The sequence below is a fragment of the Richelia intracellularis HH01 genome, from assembly GCF_000350105.1.
In the GTDB taxonomy this organism is placed as follows: Bacteria; Cyanobacteriota; Cyanobacteriia; order Cyanobacteriales; family Nostocaceae; genus Richelia; species Richelia intracellularis.
This window is the reverse complement of sequence record NZ_CAIY01000016.1, coordinates 21,841-46,659: the sequence shown is the minus strand read 5'-3', so window position 1 is coordinate 46,659 and position 24,819 is coordinate 21,841. Positions and strand designations below refer to the sequence as shown.

Genomic DNA, 24,819 nt, shown 5'->3' with positions numbered 1-24,819 from the left:
ATGTAAACATTATTTATATTATTATCTTATGGTTTCTAATATAGATGCTTGTAAGCTGGGTATTTGTAACTGTAATATTTTCAGATATTTCATTATTGTATTAATTTATATATAGGCATATATCTGGATTTTCTTTATCTTTTACCAAGTAATTTATGACTATCTCAATCATCATTGACAGCAAGAGATAATTAATAAATGTAGTGATCCTACAAGCATAAATTGCATGTTAAGCCAATTAAAATAGCAAATTGATAAGCAAAATAGGTATGTGTTGTATATCTTATCTAAGACTGAATATATTAAACTTTTTGCTCATAGAAAAAAGAAGGAATAAAAATCATAAAAATCAATAGTTAACTTTTATGAATATATTTTCACAAAGTTAATGCTTGAGAATGATTTCGCAAGTTTCTAAAAAAGGTAGAGGCGGATTAATGTCATATCTTACAATACAAGCTATTTTTGCAAGAAGCTTGGAGTATTAGTTTTAAAATACATAATCATAATGTATAAAAGGAAATCAAATTTTAATAATTGTAATAACAAACCAAATAAGTCAATTATCTTATATAAATAAGATAAAATATGTATAGGAATTTTCTAAACTGTCTACTGAATAAGTTAATGGTATTTCTATAAATAAACCAGCAAAAGTACTTACCACAATTACTTTCAATTTGGGTTGAAAACATGATTTTTTATTTGAGATAATAGGTATTCTCTTTTACTAGATCTTCCCCTGGATATTTTTCTTGTTATTATAAAATATAGCTCTTAACTATTTCCAAGTAATAAATGAACTTATAGAAAAGGAGAGATATGAGATTTGTTATTCTCCCGCATGACTTACTCACCTTAAATTCAATTGAATATTTATGGGTTGCACTCAAGTACACTAAAAGAACATATGAAGTAATAATCAGAACAATTTCAAGAATTTTGTAATCATGTTGTAACTGTAACCAAAATAGAAAATATTCTGATGTAAAATTCTTAACCAATACAGCGCATCTACTAATTATTTAGCATCAACAATTTATATTGTATGGATATTTACCTCCTAGTAAGGTAGTATAATCTACTGTTTTCTAGGTCTATGAGGGTGAGTGATTCTCATATCTAAATTAATAGAAACTAAATTTTGGAAATACTTTGTTGTTTATATATGGATTATTTTCCCAATTCTAGATAAAGATAATAATATATTCTCAAATGATGACGTCTGATTTTGGTATCAATCTTAAACTATCGATTTTTTAAAGATAACTCCTGATGTAAGCGATGTAGAATCGTATTATGTTCTACCTCTGCTAATATTTCGGTTATAATACTACTTGCACCTAGTTTCCCCCAATTACATCCTCTTTCCAGATATGCTTGCGTTGCTTTCCCTACTGCATAAGAGCTATATCCAGCAATCCCAGCTTGGGTTACTGCTGCACTGATATAAGTTGTAATATTTGCATGATTACCCCCATATGTAATTGCAATTGTACTTTTATTTAAACCAAGCAACAAATTGCTGCCAATTTCACTAAGTAGTATTCCTCCAGAACCCACTAAAATCGTTCTCAATAATTTTCCTGCCTCATAGCCAGTCATGGGTAGGCCATATAGTCGTGATAAGGAGCGAACTAGTACCAAGTCCGCCATCATACCACCTAGAACGTCTAATACAGCAATAGGGTTCAATGCAACTGTAAGAGCTTTATATTTAGCAAATTGCCAAATTAAATCTTCTGCTTGACCAGCATGAATTTCTATGGTTTTTGCTGCAATTGCAGATGATGCGTCACGTGCTTGTATTAAAGCATTTAGAGCTAGTAGTGATTGCCCCTCACGATTAAGAATCTTTAAAATTACCTGCTTTAAGCTTTCTACCTGGGATGGTGGAGTCTCCCATTTATAATCCACGGTACCATCAGTAAATTCTACCCTGACTTCTATGGGTGCAGGTTCAGCCGCAACCATGACAACTTCATCAGGTCGTAGGAGCTGACTTTGTTGATTAGCCTTACCTAACTGTTTCAACTTATGGTATATCTTCCGCCGATCCATGTCTGGATATAAATCAATTTTATTGAAAACTAGAATTAATGGTTTTTGTAATTGCCTTAATTCCTGTAAAGCTTGATACTCAGTGTGAGTAATATCACCAGAAACCACAAATAAAATTAAATCAGCTTGACAGGAAACTTCCCGAGCCATCTGTGCTCTGGATTCCCCCCCAATTTCATCTAAGCCAGGAGTATCAACTAATTCTAACTGTACTTTTCCCCCCGGATGCCAATATACAGAACGAGGATATTGGGTAACACCATGAAGGGGTCCAGTTTGTAAAATTTTTTCTCCCAATAAGGCATTCAACACTGCAGATTTACCCCGGCTTACCAAGCCAAAAGCACTAATCCGAATTACTTTGGAGTTAAGTTTATTGAGGGAAAAAATTAAAGTATCTAGATATGGTTTTACTAAACCGATTAATCCTAAATCTGATAATGTTTTGCCTGGTTTACGTAAATTACTGTGCCAAGATAGGATAAATTTAATACTGGCCCGGGCACGATTTAGATGGCTTTCTTGTTGATTACTGGACACGGTGGCAGTTTTCGGTTTTGAATTGGAATAGTTATAAAATATAAATAGTGCAAACTTACAAAAAACATTTGACATATTTAATATATAAGTTTGCACAAAATGCACAACACCTGTATATTTGAATGCTGACGTTATCAGGGTATAATATGAAACATTTATGAGCTTTAATTATAACTAAGTGCAAACTTACAATTACCCCCTAATTATATGGTAAATATGCATTATAAGTCGATAAAATAGCAAAGTTAAAATAGTTCTATGGGAACTTTATTTACATATTCTGTAGGATATCAACAGTGGTTTATCATATCTCATTCATATTTTTAATCATATCTTGACTTCAAACTAGAATAGTCCTCATTAATACTAAATCTAGAATACCAGTCTCACTCATATCTTACACCCTAAATTATATAGCTTATTTAATTTAAGTAAGGTTTAAAAAAATAATTAAGTCATTTAAAGACTGTGATAATTCTGAAAAGTTTAGCAGAGTAATATTACTATCAAATTAGTTAATAGCAACAGAATTCTGTATTTAATCTTAATGTCTTTTACATTCATAGCTATATTCATATCTAAATTAATGAATAATAGACTATTACCAAATAACTCATTGCTAATTAATTACTAATAATAATTATAGATCCTAGCCTTATTTTTATTTTTGAGAAATCAATCTTATTAAAGATATTTTTATTAAAAAACAAGTATATCTTTTCTAATAAAATGCATATCTAATCTTTTTCCTATGAAGTTATTAAGATAATTATGCGACATAGAGCTCTCTATTTTCTACACTTATATTTTTACAACATATTTATCGAAAAACAACTCAGAATTATCAAGCTGAAACTTAAAAGTTTTATCTATTTGAGAAGCTAGTTTTATGCTTTATTTAAATAGCAGATTGACAGTTAAGTATTAGATACTCAAAGGTAATTAAAATCCTAGACTAATTTTTGAGAAAGATTATTCCTGAATTATTCTCAGATTCTACTCTTGTTAAGTTGTTATTATAAAACAAATATAATTATATTAATTTCTGCTTTTTTTGTTCAGCTTACTACCTTTATTATTATTTAGATATTATACTGCTTTTGGGGTTTCTTTAAGCCTAAATATATTGAGATTAACATTTTATTAAGTATACTTACTATTATCCTGTCCTAATATATTTAATAATTTTTCTATAAATTCTCTATGGTTTAGTTTTTCTTAAACTCATTAGTCTCTCATTCTAATATAATATTTTCATTTGTTTGTAAATGTGCTTTTGTTATGCAGTAAAATAATTTAATTTCTATCTTACCGGGTTTTGATAGTCTTCAATAGAAATTTAAAGCTTCATGAAGTACTAATACTTTAGAAGTATTATGGGTAAATTAACATAATAAATTAATTTTTCCCAGTGAATGCTCAATATATGAGATACTAGGGTATTAAGATTTCCTATTTCCATATGGTTTATCATCTACATTCTCCAACATTTATTCAGTACTTTCTTAGTTCTTTGTTATTTTTATAAGCTTACCGGAAATTCTTTACTATCTCTTATTCTCTAACAGTAAAGTATACTGGAAACTAACAGCTATATGTACTAGATGCAGATAGGTATGGTTTTTTATTCCCAGATGAACCTATTTATTTTTACTATTGGTTGGTATTCCCCAATAGATTATTCTTTTATTTAGTTAATATCATACTCACATACTTCCTGCTTCTAGCATCCTATATAGAATGCTTTATTCATACCTAGCAGAGACGAACTTCCCACTCATTTTTTGGTTATCATTAATCCTAGTTAATTTCTGTATATTTCGCTAATGAAATACTTATAGAAAAATAAACCAGTATAACTATCAATTATCTATGAAAAATTTAACTATATTAACTATTAACTCTTTTAAGGTTACACTTATTGAAGTTTGTAATTATATAGTTAGTATAACTAATTACAATAAGTTTTAAGTTTAGATGTTATCTCCATAAAAAAACTTATAATTATTTGCATTCTTATAAATCTACGTGATTGGATGCTTATCCCTAAAATAGGAATATTTTTAGCTATTTGCATGAGAAACCCCTCTACTCATTTTTTAAATAGCTAGTCTATATTTTTAGACAGTTGATTTTTCTCATATAACAATCATGGTAAATGAGAAAATAGATGTCCTTATTATGGAAAAATGATGTAATTCTACACTTCATTATTATTAACCAAATAATTATTAGGCTTAGGATTTTGGGGCTAGATTAACACCTGGACTGGAAGAAACTATTTGCCGTGTCACAGTCACAGCGAATTTGGTTAGTTAAAGCTTTGAGTGAGTTAAACTTTTGTTCGGAACGCAAAAATTTTTCTATTTTTACTAGTAATCTTTCTCCATACAAATCTCCAGACCAATCTAGTAAGTGTACCTCTACCGAAACTTGAGTGCCATTGACTGTAGGACAAATGCCTATGTTCATTACTCCGCGGTAATCACTCTTTAATACATTCTCTTCTGTAGAACTTGTAATGGAAACATGTACTGCATAAACTCCTTTCTTCGGTAAAAACTTATCTGACGGTAATTCCAAGTTAGCAGTAGGAAACCCAATATTTGTACCTAACTTTTCTCCTTCTACTACTGTGCCCACTAGGGTATATTTTCTTCCTAGTAATTGATTAGCTTTTATAATATCTCCTTGATTTAGAGCTTGACGAATTGTCGTGCTACTAATAGGTGAGTTCTCTTCATCACCTGCCAAAGGCACAATATGTACTGGGATATTATATTTAGCTGCAATTATTTGTAAATCCTCAGCAGCACCCAAACGACAAGAACCAAAGCGAAAATCCTGCCCAACACTAATTCTTACTGCTTTAAGTTGTTGAATTAGAATTTTTTCTACAAATTCTGTGGGGGTGAGAGCAGATAACTCTTTGTCAAATGGTAATAATACTAATTGCTTCACCTTTAGTGAACATAGCTGTTCAACTTTTTCTTCTAGGGGTGTTAATAAATTATGGGGTTGTCCACTAAAAAATTGTTGGGGATGAGGATCAAATGTCACAACAGTCGAGTAAATCTTATCTGTAATTTCCCTGTTTTGCCCTTCTAATATGGGTTGAATAACTTTTTGATGGCCGAGATGAATACCATCAAATTTTCCGAGGGCAATAGCTGTGGGAGTAAGAGACAATTTAGTTGCATTAGCAACCCATATAGAAAACCCATTTTGAGACAGATTTTGCACGTCGATTCTGGGAAGGTAATTTTTTTCAGAGGTAACAAAGTAATAGGATAAAGCGGATAAAACAATAACCATATGTATTAGGGATTTATACTGAACCCTAAACCCCACTATAGGAAAGGGGATAAATCAATCATCGCTTTTGAAACCTGAGCTATACTACATCTTGAATTTTACCTAAACAGCTATAGTTAAGGTGATACTTTTGCAATAAACCATCCATGAGTCCCCATCACCAATCTAATCTAAAATCTAGAATTACACTAATAGTTGCCATTAAAGCTAATGTTAATTAACATGAACAAGAGGAAGTTTGATCCGTGCATAGAAATTAGGATAACAAGTGCTAGTAGTATCTCCCTAAATTTAATTGAATCAGAGGATTTTTCTGCTTATTAATTCTCAATAGTATTCGAAAAATTATCATTAATCATATGCAAGACAGTGATTTTTCATTACCAAAGTCCTTATATTTTGAAAAAATAGTACCCTTAAAATTTCCGTGGTATACCGAATGACCCAGTTAGTTTCAGATAGTGTTTGTGAAATACACTCTTTATTTGTACAAGATGGAATCATAAATTAAAGTATTAGCATCCTTAAGTGTTCACAAAAATAATATTTTTGTATGATCTTCAGGTCTTCCACCATAGTAACAATATACAGAGAGTTCATGCTAGAAATATGAATTTCATTCCTCTTTAAAAAAGCAGTAGTGAAAAGGAAAAATTCCTGTATTTGCCCACAATTAAGTACAGGTAAAAAAGAAATTAACCTCTACAAACATTTATATTAACAGGGATTCCTGAAAATCTGTATACTCGCAATACTATCAAAAATTAACATTTTTTTAACTACTATAATATCTGGGTAAATTATGAATGAGCTTATAGGTTATATAAAATTCAATTCACTGAGGGGTAGATTAATTAGAAAATCACCACTATGAATAATCAGAGTTCAAGGGATAATAGAAAAATGATAATTATTAATATAATAAAGTAATATCTGTTAGATATGATGTTTAAAGTAAACTATTGGAGTATGATATCACTGCTACTTTTCTGGAATTATATGTATACTCTTATTATTTTATAAAAGAATAGTGAACAATTATGTAGTTTAAGTATTCTCATAAAAATATTATCTTTTTCGTGTAAGTCCTGTCTATGGAAAAATAAAAATTACTTAAACTGTAAATTCCATTCATTTAACTGATTGATTCCAACACCATATGTAAGGTTGTATTGTAGGGGTGTAATACTAATGTAATTATTACGTACCACGTCTACATCAATAGGTATGTTTTTGGGAATATTTACATCCTGAGGAGTTTCCGTATCCTCTATGACTTCTCCTGTAAGCCAGTAGTAAGTTTTGCCTCGAGGATCTACTCGTTTATCAAATACATCGACATACCGACGCACTCCCTGGTGAGTAATGGCAGCACCAGCAATGTCTGACCATGGTACTGCTGGGATATTGATATTGAGTAACATTAAGTCTGATAATGGCTGAGATTTAATCCTATCAACTAAAATTTTTGCGAAGTTTGCAGCAGTCTGAAACTCTTTGCTAGTATGACTAGCAAGGCTGAAGGCAAGACTAGGAATGCCTTCAATAATTCCCTCCATAGCAGCAGCAACGGTTCCAGAATAAAGAATTTCTGTGCCTAAATTAGCACCTTGATTGATTCCAGATAACACCAAATCTGGAAGTGAATCTAACAAAACCCACAGGGCCAATTTAACACAATCAGAAGGTGTGCCAGAACAAGCCCAAGCCTTGATACTAGGGTGAAAGATAGAATCAGTAATCTCTGCTCTAATCGGTTGGTTCAAAGTTAAACCATGTCCAGTAGCAGAACGCTCGCGGTCAGGACAGACTACAGTGACCTTATGACCTGCTCTTGCTAAAGTATTAGCCAGAGTGCGAATTCCCAAAGCGTAGATTCCATCATCGTTACTAATAAGTAATTTCATCTGTTAGCCATCAAAATAAATTATAAAAAATTTTAGCCTTCACATAACTTATTAAAACATTCTTCGCGGTATTCTATTTATCTTCCTATAGTAATGGTGATTAAAAAAAGTTCACTTACATTGTTTTAGATTCTAGACTGTTAGGAAAGACCTTTTTTCCATCTTTCTTTTTATTGATAAGTAAAATTACTCGTAACTGTAATGATGAATCTACCCAACAGCTTGGAGGCTCAAATTTTAACACTGCAGCAAGAAGGAGAAAAAGCAATCTCCTCTGCCAATACTCTAGAAAGCTTAGAAGAACTGCGAATTAACTATTTAGGCAAAAAGGGTAAAATGGCTGGTGTGTTGCGTAGCATGGGGCAATTGAGTGCAGAAGAAAGACCAAAAATTGGGTCCATTGCTAATTTAGCTAAAGAAACTCTGCAGGCTTTTATAGATAGGCAACGTCAAACCTTAGAAACAAACAAAATAAAAGCACAAATAGAATCGGAAACCCTGGATGTCACTATGCCAGGTATTTTTCGTCCCCAAGGAAAAATTCATCCTATTAATGGGATGATAGATAGGGCTTTAGATATTTTTATAGGTATGGGCTATACAGTAGCTTCTGGTCCAGAAATAGAAACGGACTACTATAATTTTGAAGCTCTTAATACACCTTTAGATCATCCTGCCCGTGACATGCAAGATACTTTCTACTTACCTGATGGGAACTTGCTGAGGACACATACATCGTCAGTTCAAATTCGGTATATGGAGACTGAAGAACCTCCAATTCGAGTTGTGGCTCCAGGAAGAGTTTATAGAAGAGATAATATTGACTCTACTCATGCCGTGGTTTTCCACCAGTTAGAGCTTCTGGCTATAGATGAAGGGCTAACCTTCGGTGATCTTAAAGGTACGATCAAAGTATTTTTACAAGCGATATTTGGAGATTTACCCATTCGTTTCCGCGCCAGTTATTTTCCCTTTACAGAACCATCTGCCGAAGTCGATTTGCAGTGGAATGGCCGTTGGTTAGAGGTTATGGGTTGTGGTATGGTTCATCCAAATATGTTAAAAGCTGTAGGCTATGATCAGGATATTTATACAGGATTTGCAGCTGGTTTCGGGATAGAACGTTTTGCCATGGTATTACACCAATTAGATGATATTCGCCGAGTTTATGCTAGTGATTTGAGATTCTTAAAGCAATTTTAGATATACTTCCATAGTCAGAACTTTTTGGTTTAGGGCTTGCAGTTAACCTTCCCTTTTCTCATATATTCACCTGATTGTAACAGTTCATTATTATGATATCTGCATTGAACTGTTTTTGTTTTCTTAAAAATCGAAAAGTTTTAGATCATAATTTCCAACGAAGTTTATAGAAATGTCTATTAATGTATATTCTAAGCAGCACTACACTGATTTAGTTTTAATTTATAAAATAAGATAAGAGAAAGAGAAATTACTTAATCAGAGTATTTCTCTGATTAAGTAATTTCTACGTTACTTGAGGTATTTGTTTATTTCTATATTTATAATTAGTTTCTAGGCGTAGGTAATCATCATTTACTCAAGGTAGTAATAAACAATATAATATTTAGAGAAGCTCTAGTTTTATTGTAAGAATCTATTGATAGAAAGTGAGAAAATATAACTAATTATCAACTTGATATAATATTTATATTATAAATTATGGTTTTTTTATAGAATATATCTGTTGCTGGTTTGGTCAGAATATTTTATGCTTAAGATTATATATAGTATTGCATTATCTTAAAATTAAATAAGTTGCTAAACTTAATTTTGAATTTCTTATTTATCTTAAGATAAGCAGCTTTTGATAAAGTTAATACAAGAAACTATAAGCAAATTTGCCAATAGTAATACGTATAAAAGAAATAAAATAAAGAATAATATATCCTACTAATTCCTCTAGTCATAGCTATATTAAATTGATAAAACTCTAATGATACTAATCATTAAAAAAATAGCCAATAAGTATCATACCCAGAAAATATTTGAGATAATTGAGGCTACTCTTATTTATATGTACAGTAATCCAAATTTAGACCTCCGCATGAAAAAGAGTTTGACGTAACTTTTAATACATAATAAATATTCGTTAGAAAATACCCAATATATCAAGGAGCTATGATAACCAAGAGGAACAATTACACACAAAATATCAAACTACTTAACGTTCGGTTCTCAAGTGTATATTCACTCAATAAAAAATAAAAGGGTAGTATGGTTTTTTATGAGATCATAAGTTTACGGTCATTTATATTTGTGTGCACGTTACCACTAGTACATAGTAGCAATAGTCAATCAGGAATCTATGGTGGTAGATTTAAACTTATGGTCTAATCCACTAGGGTCCATATATAGTAAGGCAACTACCCCATGCTGAAAAAATAATTGATTTACATCGAGCTGTGACTTCACTGCGATTAAAAACTTGAGTTGAATTTCATTTTGGCACATATAACCCTCAAATCAAGAGGATTATTAGGCTTACTTTACTCATTTTTCTCATGTTAATATTGAACTTTATGCACAGTAAAATACTTTATCTTAAAGCTGAATACCTTGATTCTAGTTTACAAAGATTAAGTCCTTCTCTTGTGGGGAGTATTAGCTTTCTAATCAAATCCAACTTAATTAGCTTTACAATACTAAATACAGACCTTAGGCCTTTAACTCATACATTTGGTGTGGAATGTAATGAGGATAGAGAATATTATAAGTTATACCAATAATAAATTTTTACCCTTTTCTGTTTTTAAGTTTTATAATTAACGTAGTTTTTTATTATAACCCAACTCAAGAAAAACGATGGAGAGGTTAAAATTTATAGCAGTATCTTTGTAATGATGTGCATCAAGATAGATTTAACTAAATGTATATAGTTTATAAATTTCTATATTTACAGTTATTCTTGTACGTAAAATACACCTACACTTAATATCCCAATAACAAATAGCTTTTAGCAGTTAATGCAAGTCTACTTTTCTGGGCTGTCAAACTAACTTATTTATGATTACCCTTTAACTAGATATCGTTTCATATCTTAGAGTAAATTCCTAAACACCTTGTAGTTTTGATGTTAAAACTAAATTCAATTAACTGTAAGAATATCCTAAATTCCTTTATAAATTAATTACTAAGATAATTAACTTATACATATCTTACTTAATTCAAGTGTATCAAATAAGCTCCAAGCGAACTCCGTACTTGGCAGTGTTTAAGCTTAGATACAAAATAAAATACGACTCATTATTGGTATTAAGTGGGCAGATATTTAATTATGTGAGTTTTGGTTTATGAATATCTCCTGAGTCTATAAATGTATAACCTATTAATATTGATGGGTAAATCCTCCGGGACTTATTTCCAAGCTTTATTGCTATTATCATTGCAATAAAGCTAAAGCTATATTATTGGTTAGCAAATAAAATAACAACCATTTACTATTATCCAAAATCTAGCAATGAATATTACATTATAGAAAAATTCTTACAGTACTAGACATATTCGTTTTAGTCCTGCTATAATTATTTATTATCTTTGGGGTGTAGCCAAGTGGTAAGGCAGCGGGTTTTGGTCCCGCCATTCCTAGGTTCGAATCCTAGCACCCCAGTACTAAAAGAAACACTACAACATAAATTCTTAAAGTAAATTCCTAAAACACAATTACATGCGCAAGTGTAAGGTTAAACCCCCTAAACATGTACATATGTAAAATTTTACATAAAATAGTCATAATTGAAGTTATTTATCTTTAAATGAGCAATTAGATTGTTTTTAGATTGATATTATAAATATATGCCAAATCATCAGAGTTGGTATCTATTGCAGCTGCAGCATACAATCTAAGGCTTCTTTCATAAGGATTTTGGCGTTTATCGTACTACTCAAGCTCATTCCTTCTAGCAGAAACAATTGTAGTTTTTTCTTTAAGTTATATTTTTTCTGTTGATAATATTTTCACTAAATTTAACCATTTAAATTCCTGCTTATTTTGAGCTTATATATTTCTTTGTATAGTTTTATTAAAATACTGGTCAGCCAATCCATATTTTATAATTTTTCAGAAAAAATAACATATACCAGCTTTTCTATGTTCTAATAGTTGAAATATTTTATCGTTTGATTTTAAGATTAGGCTCTCTCATATAGATATGGTATATTGTTGAGTATATCACTTACTTTTAAATTTATAAGATGCCTAGATTCTTGCATTAGGCTATAGTGTACAGGAAATTTTAATTAGTCTTAGTTCTCTCCTTAAGATATTATCTAATCAAAATAGAAGAATATATATAAGAGACATGTTAGATATTCAAATAAAAAATATTGAATGGACATTTTTTATTAGTCCTTTTCACATGAAAATTTTAGAGTCTAAAGACTCTAAATTAACAGGGTGGTCTATTTTCTATTCCTGTATTTGTTTATTCCACATAATCAGAATTAATAATAATTTAAAACTAAATGCATAGCAAACAAAGACCTATTGCTGTAGATCTTTTTGCAGGTGCCGGTGGTATGTCACTTGGTTTTGAACAAGCTGGTTTTGATGTACTTGCTGCTGTAGAGTTAGACCCAATTCATTGTGCAGTTTACCAGTTTAATTTCCCATCTAGTTCAGTCTTATGTAAAAGTATTGAAGAATTAAATGGTGGAGAAATTAGGGATTTTTCTCAAATTAGTAACTACACAATTGACGTAGTATTTGGTGGTTCTCCTTGCCAAGGGTTTTCCTTGATTGGTAAGCGTGCGTTTACAGATCCATATAATAGTTTGTTATTTCACTTTTGGCGAGTAGTAACTAATCTGAAACCTAAATATTTCGTGTTGGAAAATGTACCTGGATTAATAATGGGGAAACATCGTCATTTCCTGGTGGAAATGATGGACAAGTTCCGGGAATCTGGCTATCAAATACAAGAGCATTATCAGGTATTAAATGCTGCTAATTATGGAGTTCCCCAAAATAGAAGCAGATTATTTCTATTGGGGTGTCTTCAAGATCTATCTCTACCTCAATATCCCCAACCTCAAACCAAACCAGCTAAGTGGCAGAAGACAAAACATTTACTCTTTCGGGAAGATGATTTACCCTACACACCAGTAGTATGGGATGCAATTGGTGATTTACCAGAGGTAGAATTGATTCCTGAACTACTAGAACAAGATTGGGCAACTGTAGAATATGGTAGATTCAGTGACTATAGTTACAAGTTGCACTATCCCCAAACTGACAAATATAATTATGGCTATGAACGTATATTTGATTTATATAAATTAACATCTAGTGTTCGTACTCGCCATGGTATTGAATCTATAAATAGATTTGAGGCAACTGCAGCAGGTGAAAATGAAGCAATTAGTCGCTTTTATAAACTGGAAAAAGATGGCCTTTGTAATACCCTTAGAGCTGGTACCCCCAGTTCTAGAGGTTCTTTTACTGCCCCTCGTCCAATTCATCCATCTACTCCCAGATGTATCACCGTACGGGAAGCAGCACGTTTACACTCCTATCCTGATTGGTTTCGCTTTCATGTGACAAAATGGCATGGTTTTCGTCAAGTAGGTAACTCAGTGCCACCCTTACTAGCAAGGAAAATTGCCAGTGAAGTTATTCATGCTTTGGGTGTGATTCCAAGTAAGCCTCTTACTATTTTAAATCTTGGTGATGAGTCACTAATTAATTTTACTAATTCTCAAGCAGCTCTATATTATGGTATTTGTAACAATTCAAATTCATCGGCAATAAGAAAAAGAAATGCTTAAGAAGTTGAATAATTATAGTTAGAGGTTAAATAGCTAGTTTTGATTTTAAGTATTATGATGTCTGGACTACATGATCAAAGTTTACTCGAGTGGAATAAATATATATACCATTTAAACTATTTATCAATTTGATTCCTAAGGCCAAATCTGATGTTTACAAGTTCAAAGTTAATGTTTAGTGAGCCGGGAACACAATTTTATATACTGAGGTAGAAGAATTGAGACAGTAAAACTTATCTTCCGACTTCCTACTTATAGAAGATAGTGGAAATTAGAATACCTTGTAAATAAGTTAAATAAGTAAGATTATTTTGGTTTTGGAATCTAGACAAATTCAATTTTTTTCAAACCTTAATTGAATAAAAGTTACTACACCAAATTGGATTATTTAAAAATACCCCTATATAAGGTTTACACAGACTTGTCAGATTACTACTTTGAATACTTAATAGAATTAAATTATATGCTCGGAAAGCTTTTTAGTCATTCGCTCGAGTTTGCTAATAACCTATGATGAAAAATCAAATAAACCTCAACAGCAATGAACTGCAATATTTAATTACTTTCGATTCAATTGATTTAAACTCCAAAAGTAAATCTGAGCCTGATTTAGATCATACTCTAAATTCATATGATATTCGAAGTTATTATCCAATTTATACTCAATTGATTTCATATTTTCCAATTTTTTATTATTTATCTACTTTTTATTCACCATACTTGCTGAGCTAATTAGATAGCTTAGGATTCCTAAAATTTTAAATTACTATCTTTTTAAGAATGTTATATATGAAAATATATCTAATATATTATGGGGTAACCTAATTGTTAGAATGGTAGCCAATACAAGTGATCTTTTTTATTTCTTTTATAAAGAGAAGTAACTTTTATACAAGCTTGCTTATACTATGTATAGTGACTATAGAATAATAAGTTTAGATGAAAAAGTAAGTACTTATGGACATCATATTCTGGTCAATTAAACTTATAAAATTCGGATTTGTACTTATGATGAACACACATTATCAAGGGATATTCTTTTGCATAGATAATTGTTAATTAAGTAGTATTTTACTATTTTTTATATAGGAAATTATAACCTTTACACATGTTTTATGAAGCAAAAAATGTTTTATATATTTTTTGATAATTTATAAATAGATTGAAGATCAGTAATTTTCTTCAGTTAATATTTATTATTTTTTTAAATCAGCCATGTCAAATATAAAGGTGATACTAGCATCAGTAAATAAGCCAATCATAAAAGTAAAAATGTTCCCAAGAGAATTATCATATTAGATGCTTGCTTTCATCTCATAATTCACATTTTACTAAACATATAATTTAGCTGATTTGCAGCATATGATCCAATAATGTTAATCACACCATTTATATCATTATTGGTGGAGAATAAAGTAAATAAACAATAAGTAATATACTGATAGCTGAATCTGTCACCCGCTGCGGTAGTCTAGATGAGAGTGAATTTGACTCCTGACTCTAAGTATTTAGTTTATGACATCTCTTGTTTCCTGTTCTAAACGTACTATTCGTATTGGTTCTCGTAAAAGCCAGTTAGCTCTGGTTCAAACATATTGGGTAAGAGAAGAACTCCAGAAATCCTTTCCTGATATCAATTTTGAAGTCTGTGCCATATCTACTCAAGGTGATAAGATCTTGGATGTTGCCTTGGCTAAAATAGGAGATAAAGGGCTCTTTACCAAAGAATTGGAACTAGGGATGATAAATCATGAGATTGATTTTGCAGTTCATTCCCTGAAGGATCTTCCAACTAATTTGCCAGAAGGTTTGGTCCTAGCCTCAATTACTGAAAGAGAAAATCCCGCGGACGCCTTGGTTGTAAATACTAAGTATAATAAGCTACAGATTGATACCTTACCCATTGATGCTATCATCGGCACATCTTCACTAAGGAGGTTGGCTCAACTACGTAATAAGTATCCCCACTTTAACTTTAAGGATGTAAGAGGTAATTTGAACACTCGTATAGCAAAGTTGGATACTGGTGAATATGATGCTTTAATTCTTGCGGTAGCGGGCTTGAAGAGACTGGGTATGAGGGATCGTATTCATCAAGTCATTCCCAATGATATCTCCCTACATGCTGTTGGACAAGGAGCTTTAGGAATTGAGTGTCGTGCTGATGATGCAGAGCTAATTTCTCTCCTAAAAGTTATTGAGCACCCTGAAACCCGCGATTGCTGTTTAGCAGAACGGGCACTCCTTCGAACCTTGGAAGGTGGTTGTCAAGTTCCTATTGGTGTAAGTACTAGAATTATTGATGATAGATTGACATTAATGGGTGTAGTTGCCAGTATAGATGGAAAAAGGTTAGTAAAAGATACTATCATCGGTACTATAGAAGATGCTGAGCAATTAGGTTTTCTTTTAGCTGAAAGTCTAAGCCAAAAGGGGGGGCAAGAAATTTTGGATGAAATATTAGCCGGATCAAGGTGAAGTTTCTATTAGCCTGACATCCAAAAATTGCCAGTAGAAATATCAGGGTCGCATTATGCATATTGGCTCATTATTAGTAAGTAGAAGTTAAATTTCTCTAATTTCATGCCATGAAATTAGAGAAATTTAACTTATAAACGTACCAACTGCAAAAGCCGCGGGTGCAAATTTAGATCAAACATATAGGGATAATTAGGAAAAACAAGTTATCATGCAGGTTCTATTTGTTGCAGCAGAGGCTGTTCCTATTGCAAAAGTTGGGGGTCTGGGTGACTTTGTGGGGGCACTACCTGATATTCTCAGGAAAATGGGTCATGATGTACGCATCTTCATGCCCTATTATGGCTTTCTCATAGACAAAATGGAAATTCCCAAGAAGCCTATTTGGTGGGGATACGCTATGTTTCAGAATTTTGCTGTTTACGAAACAGTTCTACCTGGTACTAGTGTGCCTTTGTATTTATTTGGACATCCTGTCTTTGACCCCCGACGCATTTATTCTGGAGCAGATGAGGCTTGGAGATTTACATTTTTTGCCAATGGGGCAGCAGAATTCTGTTGGAATTACTGGAAACCACAAATAATTCACTGTCATGATTGGCATACAGGAATGATTCCAGTATGGATGCATCAATCTCCAGATATTAACACTGTATTTACCATCCATAATCTTGCATATCAAGGTCCTTGGCGATGGTATTTGAATCAAATTACTTGGTGTCCTTGGTATATGCAAGGACATAATACTATGTCAGTCGCGGTACAATATGCAGATAGAGTTAATACTGTTTCTCCAACTTATGCAGCTCAAATACAAACAGCTAGTTATGGTGAAAAACTAGAATGCCTTTTATCTTTAATGAGTGGAAAAATCTCCGGCATTCTTAATGGTATTGATGCAAATATTTATAATCCAGCTAATGACCAGTATATTTATCAGAATTTTACTCCGGAAACATTGGAGAAACGTAAATTCAATAAGATTTATTTACAAGAAGAAGTAGGGCTAGAAGTTAACTCCAATACTTTCTTAATTGGTATGGTAACAAGGTTAGTTGAACAAAAAGGAATTGATTTAGTTTTACAAATCCTTGATAACTTTATAGCATATACAGATGCTCAATTTATTATTTTAGGCACAGGTGATCGTTATTATGAAAGTCACATGTGGCAAATGGCATCTCGTTACCCTGGACGTGTAGCTACTTACTTGCTTTATAATGATATTCTATCCCGACGCATATATGCGGGTTCTGATGTTTTCCTTATGCCTAGCCGTTTTGAGCCTTGTGGTATTAGTCAAATGATAGCCATGCGCTATGGGAGTGTACCTATTGTTCGTCGCACCGGGGGACTAGTAGACACAGTCTCTCATCACGAACCTATGGGACAGGTAGGTACTGGTTACTGTTTTGATAGATATGAACCCTTAGATTTATTTACCTGTATGGTAAGAGCTTGGGAAAGTTTCCGTTACAAAGACCAATGGAAAACCTTACAAAAACGATGTATGAAACAAGATTTTAGTTGGCATACTTCAGCCAAGCAGTATTTAAATCTGTATCAGTCAGCTTTAGGCTTGACAGAAGAAACAGAACAAAAATATGAATCGGCAAATATTAATTGAAAAGTATTAAAACTAAAACTTTGGCTTGAGTTTTATGGTTATATTCTATTTGTATTAGTAACACTTAAAGAAATGCATTGTGAATACTATTTTTTTAAAGTGTTTTTTGGCCTTGCTTTTTCTCTTTGGGGAATAATAAATTTACTTAGTATTTCAGAGACTATGTTATCTATCTATTCAGAAAAATTTCAAGGATATAACTGAATTAATCATTACACTGACAAAATTTTAACCTGAAGTTAATTATATTTTAAGATGGTTAGTTCTCTTCTATTCTTATCTTCTTGAATTAGCTAAAGCATTTTAAACTTAGTGTATCTTATTACAAAATTCATCTATTAAGAGCTTTCATCAGCAAAATTTGTAGTTTCTTTTTTCAATGACAAAATGTTGCCCCTAATTTTCGAGTTAAGTTTAAGGGAGTTTCTGGTAAATAAATTTATGTATAAGTTGTCTAAAGTGTTCTTGGGATATATAGTAATTACTTATAGACTTAATGAAGTAACATGCAGCGAGTCATATAATAACTGTAAAGCTTTATAATGATCAAGGTAATACAAGTAATGATTGTAATCATTATACTGATAAGACTTCAGACTGGGGAAATAAAAAATACAATAACAGAAATGATTTAATGAACATTAATATGAGATCGAGCTTATAGAATTTTTAGGTTGATTTAGATCAACTCTTAACTGTTTATTTCTCTGATGATTCCTGCTGTAAGGTGTTTAACCCTATGTTCAGTAGTTCAGTTACGTTTTCTATACGGGGTGTTTTGGGACTATTGCAAGTATATAAGCGACTGAAAGCCCTGGATTTTATCAGCTTTACGATGCTTATGAAATCTGAAATTTAAAAAATTCACCACAAAGAAAAGGAACTATACATCAAAATATCTAGTACCAATTAGAATTACCAGGTTAAATTAATAACATAAAGATATTTAGTTAATCAGATTTTTCTATATCAGAGGTTTTTAGTAATATCCAATGTGACTATGCTATCTTAGTTAAGAGAACATTAATGAATACTAGTGAACAATCACAAATTCAAATCATACTTGTGCTCAATTCAATAATAAACTACTTTTATAAAATTATCTTTTAGATTACAGTCAGTTGTCAATAGATTAGCAAATTAATAAAATGGCAAAGTTGAATAGGTAAAACATAACTGACTAGAATAAAACTTTATGAATATTGTTACATCACAAGAAATTGCACAGTTCCGCTCTCTATTAGCAGATTATCCCCAAGCCTTAGAAGCCCTTGATTTAATTGAGGATTGTGAGGGAGATTTAGAAGATGCAACTATGACTCTATCTATTCGTATTGGACAGGAACCAGGTACAGAAAATTCGGAGTGGTTATATAGTTTAGCAAAAAAATGGCGCACTGTTATTTGTCGAAGCGAGTTCAGGGAAGACTTACTTAATAGCAATTTAAAAGGAGTTATGATGTACTTCGAGCAAATTTCTAGTTTTCCAATACTATTAGCAGCACCAATTCTCATGTATGCCTTTAAAAAGGGTTGGAATAATTTTTGTCAACCATTAGACTCAACTCTAAACAATTTTAAGGGATAGTAGACTTTTATTAGACTCTTACTTTAGCCCCCAAAATAAAGCATAAGCAAATTTTACATTGTAATTAATAAGAATATATTGCTTATAAACAGTATTATTTAACTGGTTTCAGCAAACTGGAAGAATGATTTTGTGTATTTTTATGACAAATAGTCTGATTAAATTGGGTGAATATATGATCATCAAGTTTACTGGGGTGAACAATATACAAAATTTGAGTGATATAAATAATTGCATGGAGTAAATATTGGCATGTGGGTTAAATATTTATAAGTAAATATACTGCATCAAAATTAACCTAAACTCCCTTATAGCAGTACAAAAGGATAAATTCCCTAAAGAATTGATTTTAGTCTCAGTAATCGAGAAAAACCTATAATAATCTTGTGCTTCTGGAGAAACCACAATTATCTAAAAAGTCTAAATTGGTTTTTCTCCGTAGTATACCTCTTTGGAAGACTAAGGGAAATTATATATTTTTAGTCATGTTCCCATGCCAGCTCACTTACTCTCATTACCTACCACTTACAAACCTTATTATCTATCATTATTTTTGGTGAGTTAAAGTAGTTAATTTTTATTTTGTACTTCCATAATTACTTGTTGGGCTCTCACCAAGAAAAGGCCTACAAATTTTTATGCCGGAGATAACCGATTAAAGTCAAATGATTGGGAGTAAATTACCCAAGCAACGTTTATAAAAATTCTATGTAGTAGAATATGTTTGTCACTTTCTCTCCCTTATATTCATTAATAATTTGATAAAATATTCATTAATAGTTGAAGTCTAAACATAAATAAAGCCATCAATAAACTTTTCTCAGCAATATTCTTTCAGATTTTGTCAGCCCTACAGTTTAAATTACACGAGACACTAATTATAGATAGTTAGTTGAGTATTTACCCAATATAAACATATTACTAATACAAATATTGTTGTTGTAAGTCTGGTACAGTATAAAATATTCTCTGTTAACAAAACACTTATATATTAATGAGCTCAGGTAAGAATATCCCTAATAAGGATAAACACGGCATTATTTCTATGCTTTTGGTATGATGAATACAATAACATTTCTCAGTTTAGGCAAATTGTTATTTACATAATTTGCCTACAAATCTAGTTCCAAAGACTTATCCCACAAAAATTTATCCCGTTAAATAACTAATTATTACAGCTAAATTGTATATAATTCTACAATTAGAAATAGTTGCAAATAGTTATGATCGTGATGAGTAAAATAGCAAGTGGATTTAGCAAAACTATATTAGTCATAAATAATATGAAAAGTATGCCAATTCTACTAAAACCATTAAGCTTATGAATTATCTTATTGCTATATTATCAGACAGAATGAAAGCAGAAGCTGCTTATTTAGCTTTGGAAAAGCAAGAAATTCAAAGCACAATTATAGGTAAAGGATATAAGACAGCTGATGAATTTGGTTTAGTTGATCCAAAAGAGTCCGCAAGAAAACAATTGAAGTTAATGGCTTTATGGTTAGTTCCATTTGGTTTTTTTGCAGGCTCTTCATTCAGTTTCATTACAGATCTGCAAACATTTGCTTGGGCTGGTGAAATTGGTAATCACATTGTTGGCGGGCTTTTGGGTGCACTTAGTGGCGCTTTAGGCAGTATATTCGTAGGTGGTGGCTTTGGTTTATTGACTGGAAGTGGTAATGCGTTAACATATAGAAATAGATTAAATGCCAACAAATATTTGATTGTAGTCCAAGAATCAGAAAATACTACATACAGAGCAAGACTGATTCTACGGCAATTTGATCCAGAAAATCTTCAGGATTATACAGATCTAAATCTAAGATATTAGGGAATTACATAAATTTCCTAATTTATCATTCAGAATTCGTTGTTTATTATTATTAATAATGCTGCCAAGGGAAAAGATTTTAAAGGGTATTGAAAGTCGAGAAACTATAGCTCGTGTGATTGATTTAGCAGAACAAGCAATTAGAACTTGGGAAGTAGTATTAACAGACTTTTTATCTCCCCTTGAGTTAGCAGAAACACAACAAGTTTTCAGCCGATTAACAGAAGTAAATATATTAGCTTGGGGGGGTTATCCCCAAGCAGAACGACAAAGAGTTGCAATTGCATGTTCAGAATTACTCCTAGAACAATGTCAAGTGACGATTGCAGCTGTAAATATTTCAGGCAATTTTCTTTTCGATACAGCTAGCCACCGTGACTTTTTGGGTGCAATTTTAGATACTGGGATTATACGGGGAAAGATAGGAGATATTAATTTGTTGGGAGAAAGGGGGGCACAAGCTATATTTATACCAGATTTGGTGGGATTCTTAGAACTTAATCTTAAAAAAGTGCGGTCAGTTACTGTGAAAGTAGAACCCATTAATTTAAGTGAGCTAAAAGTTCAGGAACCTCGTAAAAAAGAATTGACCACTGTAGAAGCGTCTTTAAGATTAGATGCCATTGCATCTGCTGGTTTTGGGATGTCTCGAAGTAAAATGCTTGGACTAATTACTTGTGGAAATGTAAGAGTTAACTGGAAAGAAATCATACAAGCTAGTTCTCAAATTAAATCTGGTGATTTAATCTCCATTCGTGGTAAGGGGCGTTTAAAAGTAGGCAATATCACTGTGACAAAAAAAGAGCGCTATCGAGTTCAACTAACTAGGTATGTATAAGTCTTTCTATAAAATAGGTCAAAAGAAATTTATGATTTTAGATTGCTAACCCTTTTGTCTTTTATCTATTCATATTCTTTTATGTCTGTCTTGATTTATAAATATTGTCTTAGGACACTTATTTCTAGTGCCAAAATTAATGGAAAATTGTATTGTGGATTTACTTATGAAAATTAATACTTGGAAATTTTACAAAGTCTACAAAGTCTACAAAGTCTACAAAGTGTTTGTATAGAAGAGTACTCATTTTGTATCTAGTATTCTGTTAAAACTATTTAAGGAAAATATAGTGGGATTATTATCCTCCATTAGAATTGTAATATTCCTGGTAAACCTTAATTTTAGGGTTTTACAAAATTCACCTATAATTAACTCCATCCTAAAACAAAGATATAAAATTTATAGAAAATTTGATCAGTAAATTTCCCAACAGCTTTCTAGAAAATCAGCGTTAGTACGTTTATTCTATAGTGAACTAAACAGCTTTGATAAAATTTTAACTGTCATTTCCCTAGGCAGGAATCTGGAAATATTAACTATAGCTTGATTAATAAAACCACCAGTGACAGCAATGGACTTCCCCTTTTCTAAGGAATTAAGAGCATTATTAACTACTTCCTCTGGTGTGGAGATGGAATTGGCTTTCCTGACAACATCCATGGGTAAATCTGCAGCAGTAAAAAAGTTGGTATCCGTAGGACCAGGACAAACAGCTAGTACTCTTACTCCATAGTGCTTATTTTCCGCCCATAAAGCCTCGCTAAAATGAAGTACAAATGCTTTACTTGCAGCATACACAGAAAAATAAGGTATGGGCTGAAAACCGCTAATGGAAGATATATTAATGATACTTCCCTTGTTACGCATTTGCATCAGTGGTAAATATTTATGAGTTAAATCCACTAATGCCAATACATTTAATTGCAACATTTTAATTTGCTGTTCCCCATCCCTCTGGGCAAACTCGCCATAGTCACCAAAGCCAGCATTATTGACTAGTAAATCAATAGTTAAATTTTTTCCCTGAGTGATATTAAATACATTATTACAAGCATCAGGTTCTGTTAAGTCTTGAACAATTATTTCAGTTTTAACATTATATTTCTCCTGTATTTTTTGACGTAATTTTGCAAGTTTACTTCCCGAACGAGCTACAAGAACAAGGTTTGTACCATTTGCTGCCAGCTTTTCTGCAAAAGACTTACCAATTCCAACAGAAGCACCAGTAATTAAAGCTGTTAACATTTTTCTATATTATAATTACTAATTAACCTAACTAACTTTAACAAAAACTAGAAACTATTATTACTACTAGAGAAAGTTATTAGCTCTCAATTAATTTACATTTAATTTTCTACTTTGCTATATAAAATAATAATTATAATTGGGAATATTCCATGCTTGGTACTTATATTTTATTTTCATTATTGAAAATAAAATATGTATTTTAGATATTTTTATTATATTAAATATACTTTAAACTCAAGTATATTCTCCAAACTATTATGTGACAGTTGTACATCACAATTTTAAATATATTATTATAATGTAATGAGAAAATTAACAAATAATTAATAAAAGCTAATTATTTTTTGGAAGCCTTCTAGTATGCAAATTAATTGGCAATGAGATATGTTCGAAAATAATGGAAAATAGCAATTGCTATACCTAGTATTTAGGGCTGAAATCAGAGCTGCTAAATTAGGCAATGACTAGATTAAGTAGTAGAACACTAGTTTCCCTATTATAGAGATTTAAACTTTCTGTGAACCAAAATTATGTTCTATTTTACCCCAATATAATTTTCAGTAATACTTAAATTTCAGCCGCAAAAGGACAAATATAAGTGATTTGAAATTCTATTTTCCTTCAAATATTATGTGGTAGTTAGTTAACTGGGAATTTTATTAGGATGTTAATAGTACTAAGCTCACTAATTAATAGGCTATAAGATAATTTAGAACATGCTTTAGTAGGGAAAAAGTATCATCTCAGCAATTCAATTAAAACCTATGAAAAATTAATTAAGGTTTTTAGTATACTGAGGTATTTATGTTAATTATTGTTGAATATTACACTGTAATTTTATCAACATCTACAAATAAAATGAAGTAACCTAGTAAAAAATAATAAGCTAAATTTAGAATTTACCAAAGTTCAAAAATACAACTAGCAAGCCTAAATATAAATAAAGTTATCTGCAAAGATCAGAGAAGAAATATATTCTGTAAATCAATTGTACACTCGGAAACAGTTCATTATCTTGCTTATTTATTAAAATTCCTTTACTTCTTAGGATTAGAAAATAGGAGTATTTCACCACAATATACTGTATAAAAAAATTAGTATAATAGTATACCTTAACATTATGATTTATTTAACAATTAAACATGACTTATAGCAAGTAAAAAAACTAGGGAATTTCTATTAATATATAATCCTTATAATAGATATTATACTTGATTATTAGCAGGATAAATTTTCCAAAATTATTGTTTAATTTTTAGTGATATGAGAAGGATATTATTGTGTATTAAGCAATATGAAATTAATGTACACCTTAAAATCAAGCAATTGCCAAATTTAAGGATTTGTTAAATCTTTTCCTATAAATTGGAATGAACTCGTAGGAACATTACAGTAAATTATCAATTGGTAACTTATAATAACTTATCCCAGTATAGAACATAGATTCTACTTAATCAGTGATTACAAGGTTTCTGGATAAAAATATTTATGCTAGTATTTAAGATACTTAGATAGGGACGTATAGCTCAGTTGGTTAGAGCGCTACGTTGACATCGTAGAGGTCACTGGTTCGAATCCAGTTATGTCCACTTGCTTTTG

At 31.4% G+C, this 24,819-nt stretch carries 11 protein-coding genes and 2 tRNA genes; 9 read left to right on the top strand and 4 right to left on the bottom strand.

What is annotated here, in order from left to right:
• Positions 1-1,248: 1,248 nt before the first annotated feature.
• The 3 genes from RINTHH_RS01575 to surE all read right to left on the bottom strand — a co-directional run bounded on the left by RINTHH_RS01575 (position 1,249) and on the right by surE (position 7,823).
• Positions 1,249-2,601, bottom strand: coding sequence for a GTP-binding protein (locus RINTHH_RS01575; protein ID WP_044304368.1), 1,353 nt, complete (start codon positions 2,599-2,601; stop codon positions 1,249-1,251).
• Between the two features lie 2,256 nt (positions 2,602-4,857).
• Positions 4,858-5,844 carry a bifunctional riboflavin kinase/FAD synthetase gene (locus RINTHH_RS01570; RefSeq protein ID WP_196794866.1) on the bottom strand — a complete coding sequence of 329 codons (987 nt, stop codon included), beginning with the start codon at positions 5,842-5,844 and terminating at the stop codon, positions 4,858-4,860.
• A 1,181-nt stretch (positions 5,845-7,025) separates the two neighbouring features.
• On the bottom strand, positions 7,026-7,823 hold the full coding sequence (surE, locus tag RINTHH_RS01565) for a 5'/3'-nucleotidase SurE (protein ID WP_008232054.1): 798 nt from the start codon (positions 7,821-7,823) through the stop codon (positions 7,026-7,028).
• Positions 7,824-8,027: 204 nt separating this feature from the next.
• On the opposite strand from surE, the gene pheS reads away from it, so the two are divergent.
• The 8 genes from pheS (at position 8,028) to RINTHH_RS01525 (ending at position 21,972) form a co-directional block, all read left to right on the top strand.
• Positions 8,028-9,026, top strand: a complete 999-nt coding sequence (gene pheS, locus RINTHH_RS01560) for a phenylalanine--tRNA ligase subunit alpha (protein WP_008232052.1) — start codon at positions 8,028-8,030, stop codon at positions 9,024-9,026.
• Between the two features lie 2,356 nt (positions 9,027-11,382).
• Positions 11,383-11,454 (top strand) — tRNA-Gln (locus RINTHH_RS01555).
• An 854-nt stretch (positions 11,455-12,308) separates the two neighbouring features.
• On the top strand, positions 12,309-13,610 hold the full coding sequence (locus RINTHH_RS01550) for a DNA cytosine methyltransferase (protein ID WP_044304361.1): 1,302 nt from the start codon (positions 12,309-12,311) through the stop codon (positions 13,608-13,610).
• Between the two features lie 1,515 nt (positions 13,611-15,125).
• Complete coding sequence (hemC, locus tag RINTHH_RS01545; protein WP_008232042.1) at positions 15,126-16,088, top strand: hydroxymethylbilane synthase; 963 nt, start codon at positions 15,126-15,128, stop codon at positions 16,086-16,088.
• 211 nt (positions 16,089-16,299) lie between these two features.
• The gene (gene glgA / locus RINTHH_RS01540) at positions 16,300-17,715 is read left to right on the top strand and encodes a glycogen synthase GlgA (RefSeq protein WP_044304359.1); all 1,416 of its coding nucleotides are present in this window, start codon (positions 16,300-16,302) and stop codon (positions 17,713-17,715) included.
• A 1,195-nt stretch (positions 17,716-18,910) separates the two neighbouring features.
• On the top strand, positions 18,911-19,303 hold the full coding sequence (locus RINTHH_RS01535) for a hypothetical protein (protein ID WP_008232037.1): 393 nt from the start codon (positions 18,911-18,913) through the stop codon (positions 19,301-19,303).
• Positions 19,304-20,624: 1,321 nt separating this feature from the next.
• Complete coding sequence (locus tag RINTHH_RS01530) at positions 20,625-21,134, top strand: hypothetical protein (protein ID WP_044304357.1); 510 nt, start codon at positions 20,625-20,627, stop codon at positions 21,132-21,134.
• Positions 21,135-21,192: 58 nt separating this feature from the next.
• Positions 21,193-21,972 carry a photosystem II S4 domain protein gene (locus tag RINTHH_RS01525; protein ID WP_008232033.1) on the top strand — a complete coding sequence of 260 codons (780 nt, stop codon included), beginning with the start codon at positions 21,193-21,195 and terminating at the stop codon, positions 21,970-21,972.
• Positions 21,973-22,437: 465 nt separating this feature from the next.
• Here the strand turns inward: RINTHH_RS01525 and RINTHH_RS01520 are convergent, their stop codons facing one another.
• Positions 22,438-23,217, bottom strand: a complete 780-nt coding sequence (locus tag RINTHH_RS01520) for an SDR family NAD(P)-dependent oxidoreductase (RefSeq protein ID WP_008232031.1) — start codon at positions 23,215-23,217, stop codon at positions 22,438-22,440.
• Between the two features lie 1,518 nt (positions 23,218-24,735).
• On the opposite strand from RINTHH_RS01520, the gene RINTHH_RS01515 reads away from it, so the two are divergent.
• Positions 24,736-24,809 (top strand) — tRNA-Val (locus tag RINTHH_RS01515).
• Positions 24,810-24,819: the final 10 nt, after the last annotated feature.

Coding starts and splice junctions, on each gene's coding strand:
- surE (WP_008232054.1), bottom strand. CDS start 7,823: ATGAAATTACTTATTAGTAACGATGATGGAATCTACGCTTTGGGAATT.
- pheS (WP_008232052.1), top strand. CDS start 8,028: ATGAATCTACCCAACAGCTTGGAGGCTCAAATTTTAACACTGCAGCAA.
- RINTHH_RS01550 (WP_044304361.1), top strand. CDS start 12,309: ATGCATAGCAAACAAAGACCTATTGCTGTAGATCTTTTTGCAGGTGCC.
- hemC (WP_008232042.1), top strand. CDS start 15,126: ATGACATCTCTTGTTTCCTGTTCTAAACGTACTATTCGTATTGGTTCT.
- glgA (WP_044304359.1), top strand. CDS start 16,300: ATGCAGGTTCTATTTGTTGCAGCAGAGGCTGTTCCTATTGCAAAAGTT.
- RINTHH_RS01535 (WP_008232037.1), top strand. CDS start 18,911: ATGAATATTGTTACATCACAAGAAATTGCACAGTTCCGCTCTCTATTA.
- RINTHH_RS01530 (WP_044304357.1), top strand. CDS start 20,625: ATGAATTATCTTATTGCTATATTATCAGACAGAATGAAAGCAGAAGCT.
- RINTHH_RS01525 (WP_008232033.1), top strand. CDS start 21,193: ATGCTGCCAAGGGAAAAGATTTTAAAGGGTATTGAAAGTCGAGAAACT.
- RINTHH_RS01520 (WP_008232031.1), bottom strand. CDS start 23,217: ATGTTAACAGCTTTAATTACTGGTGCTTCTGTTGGAATTGGTAAGTCT.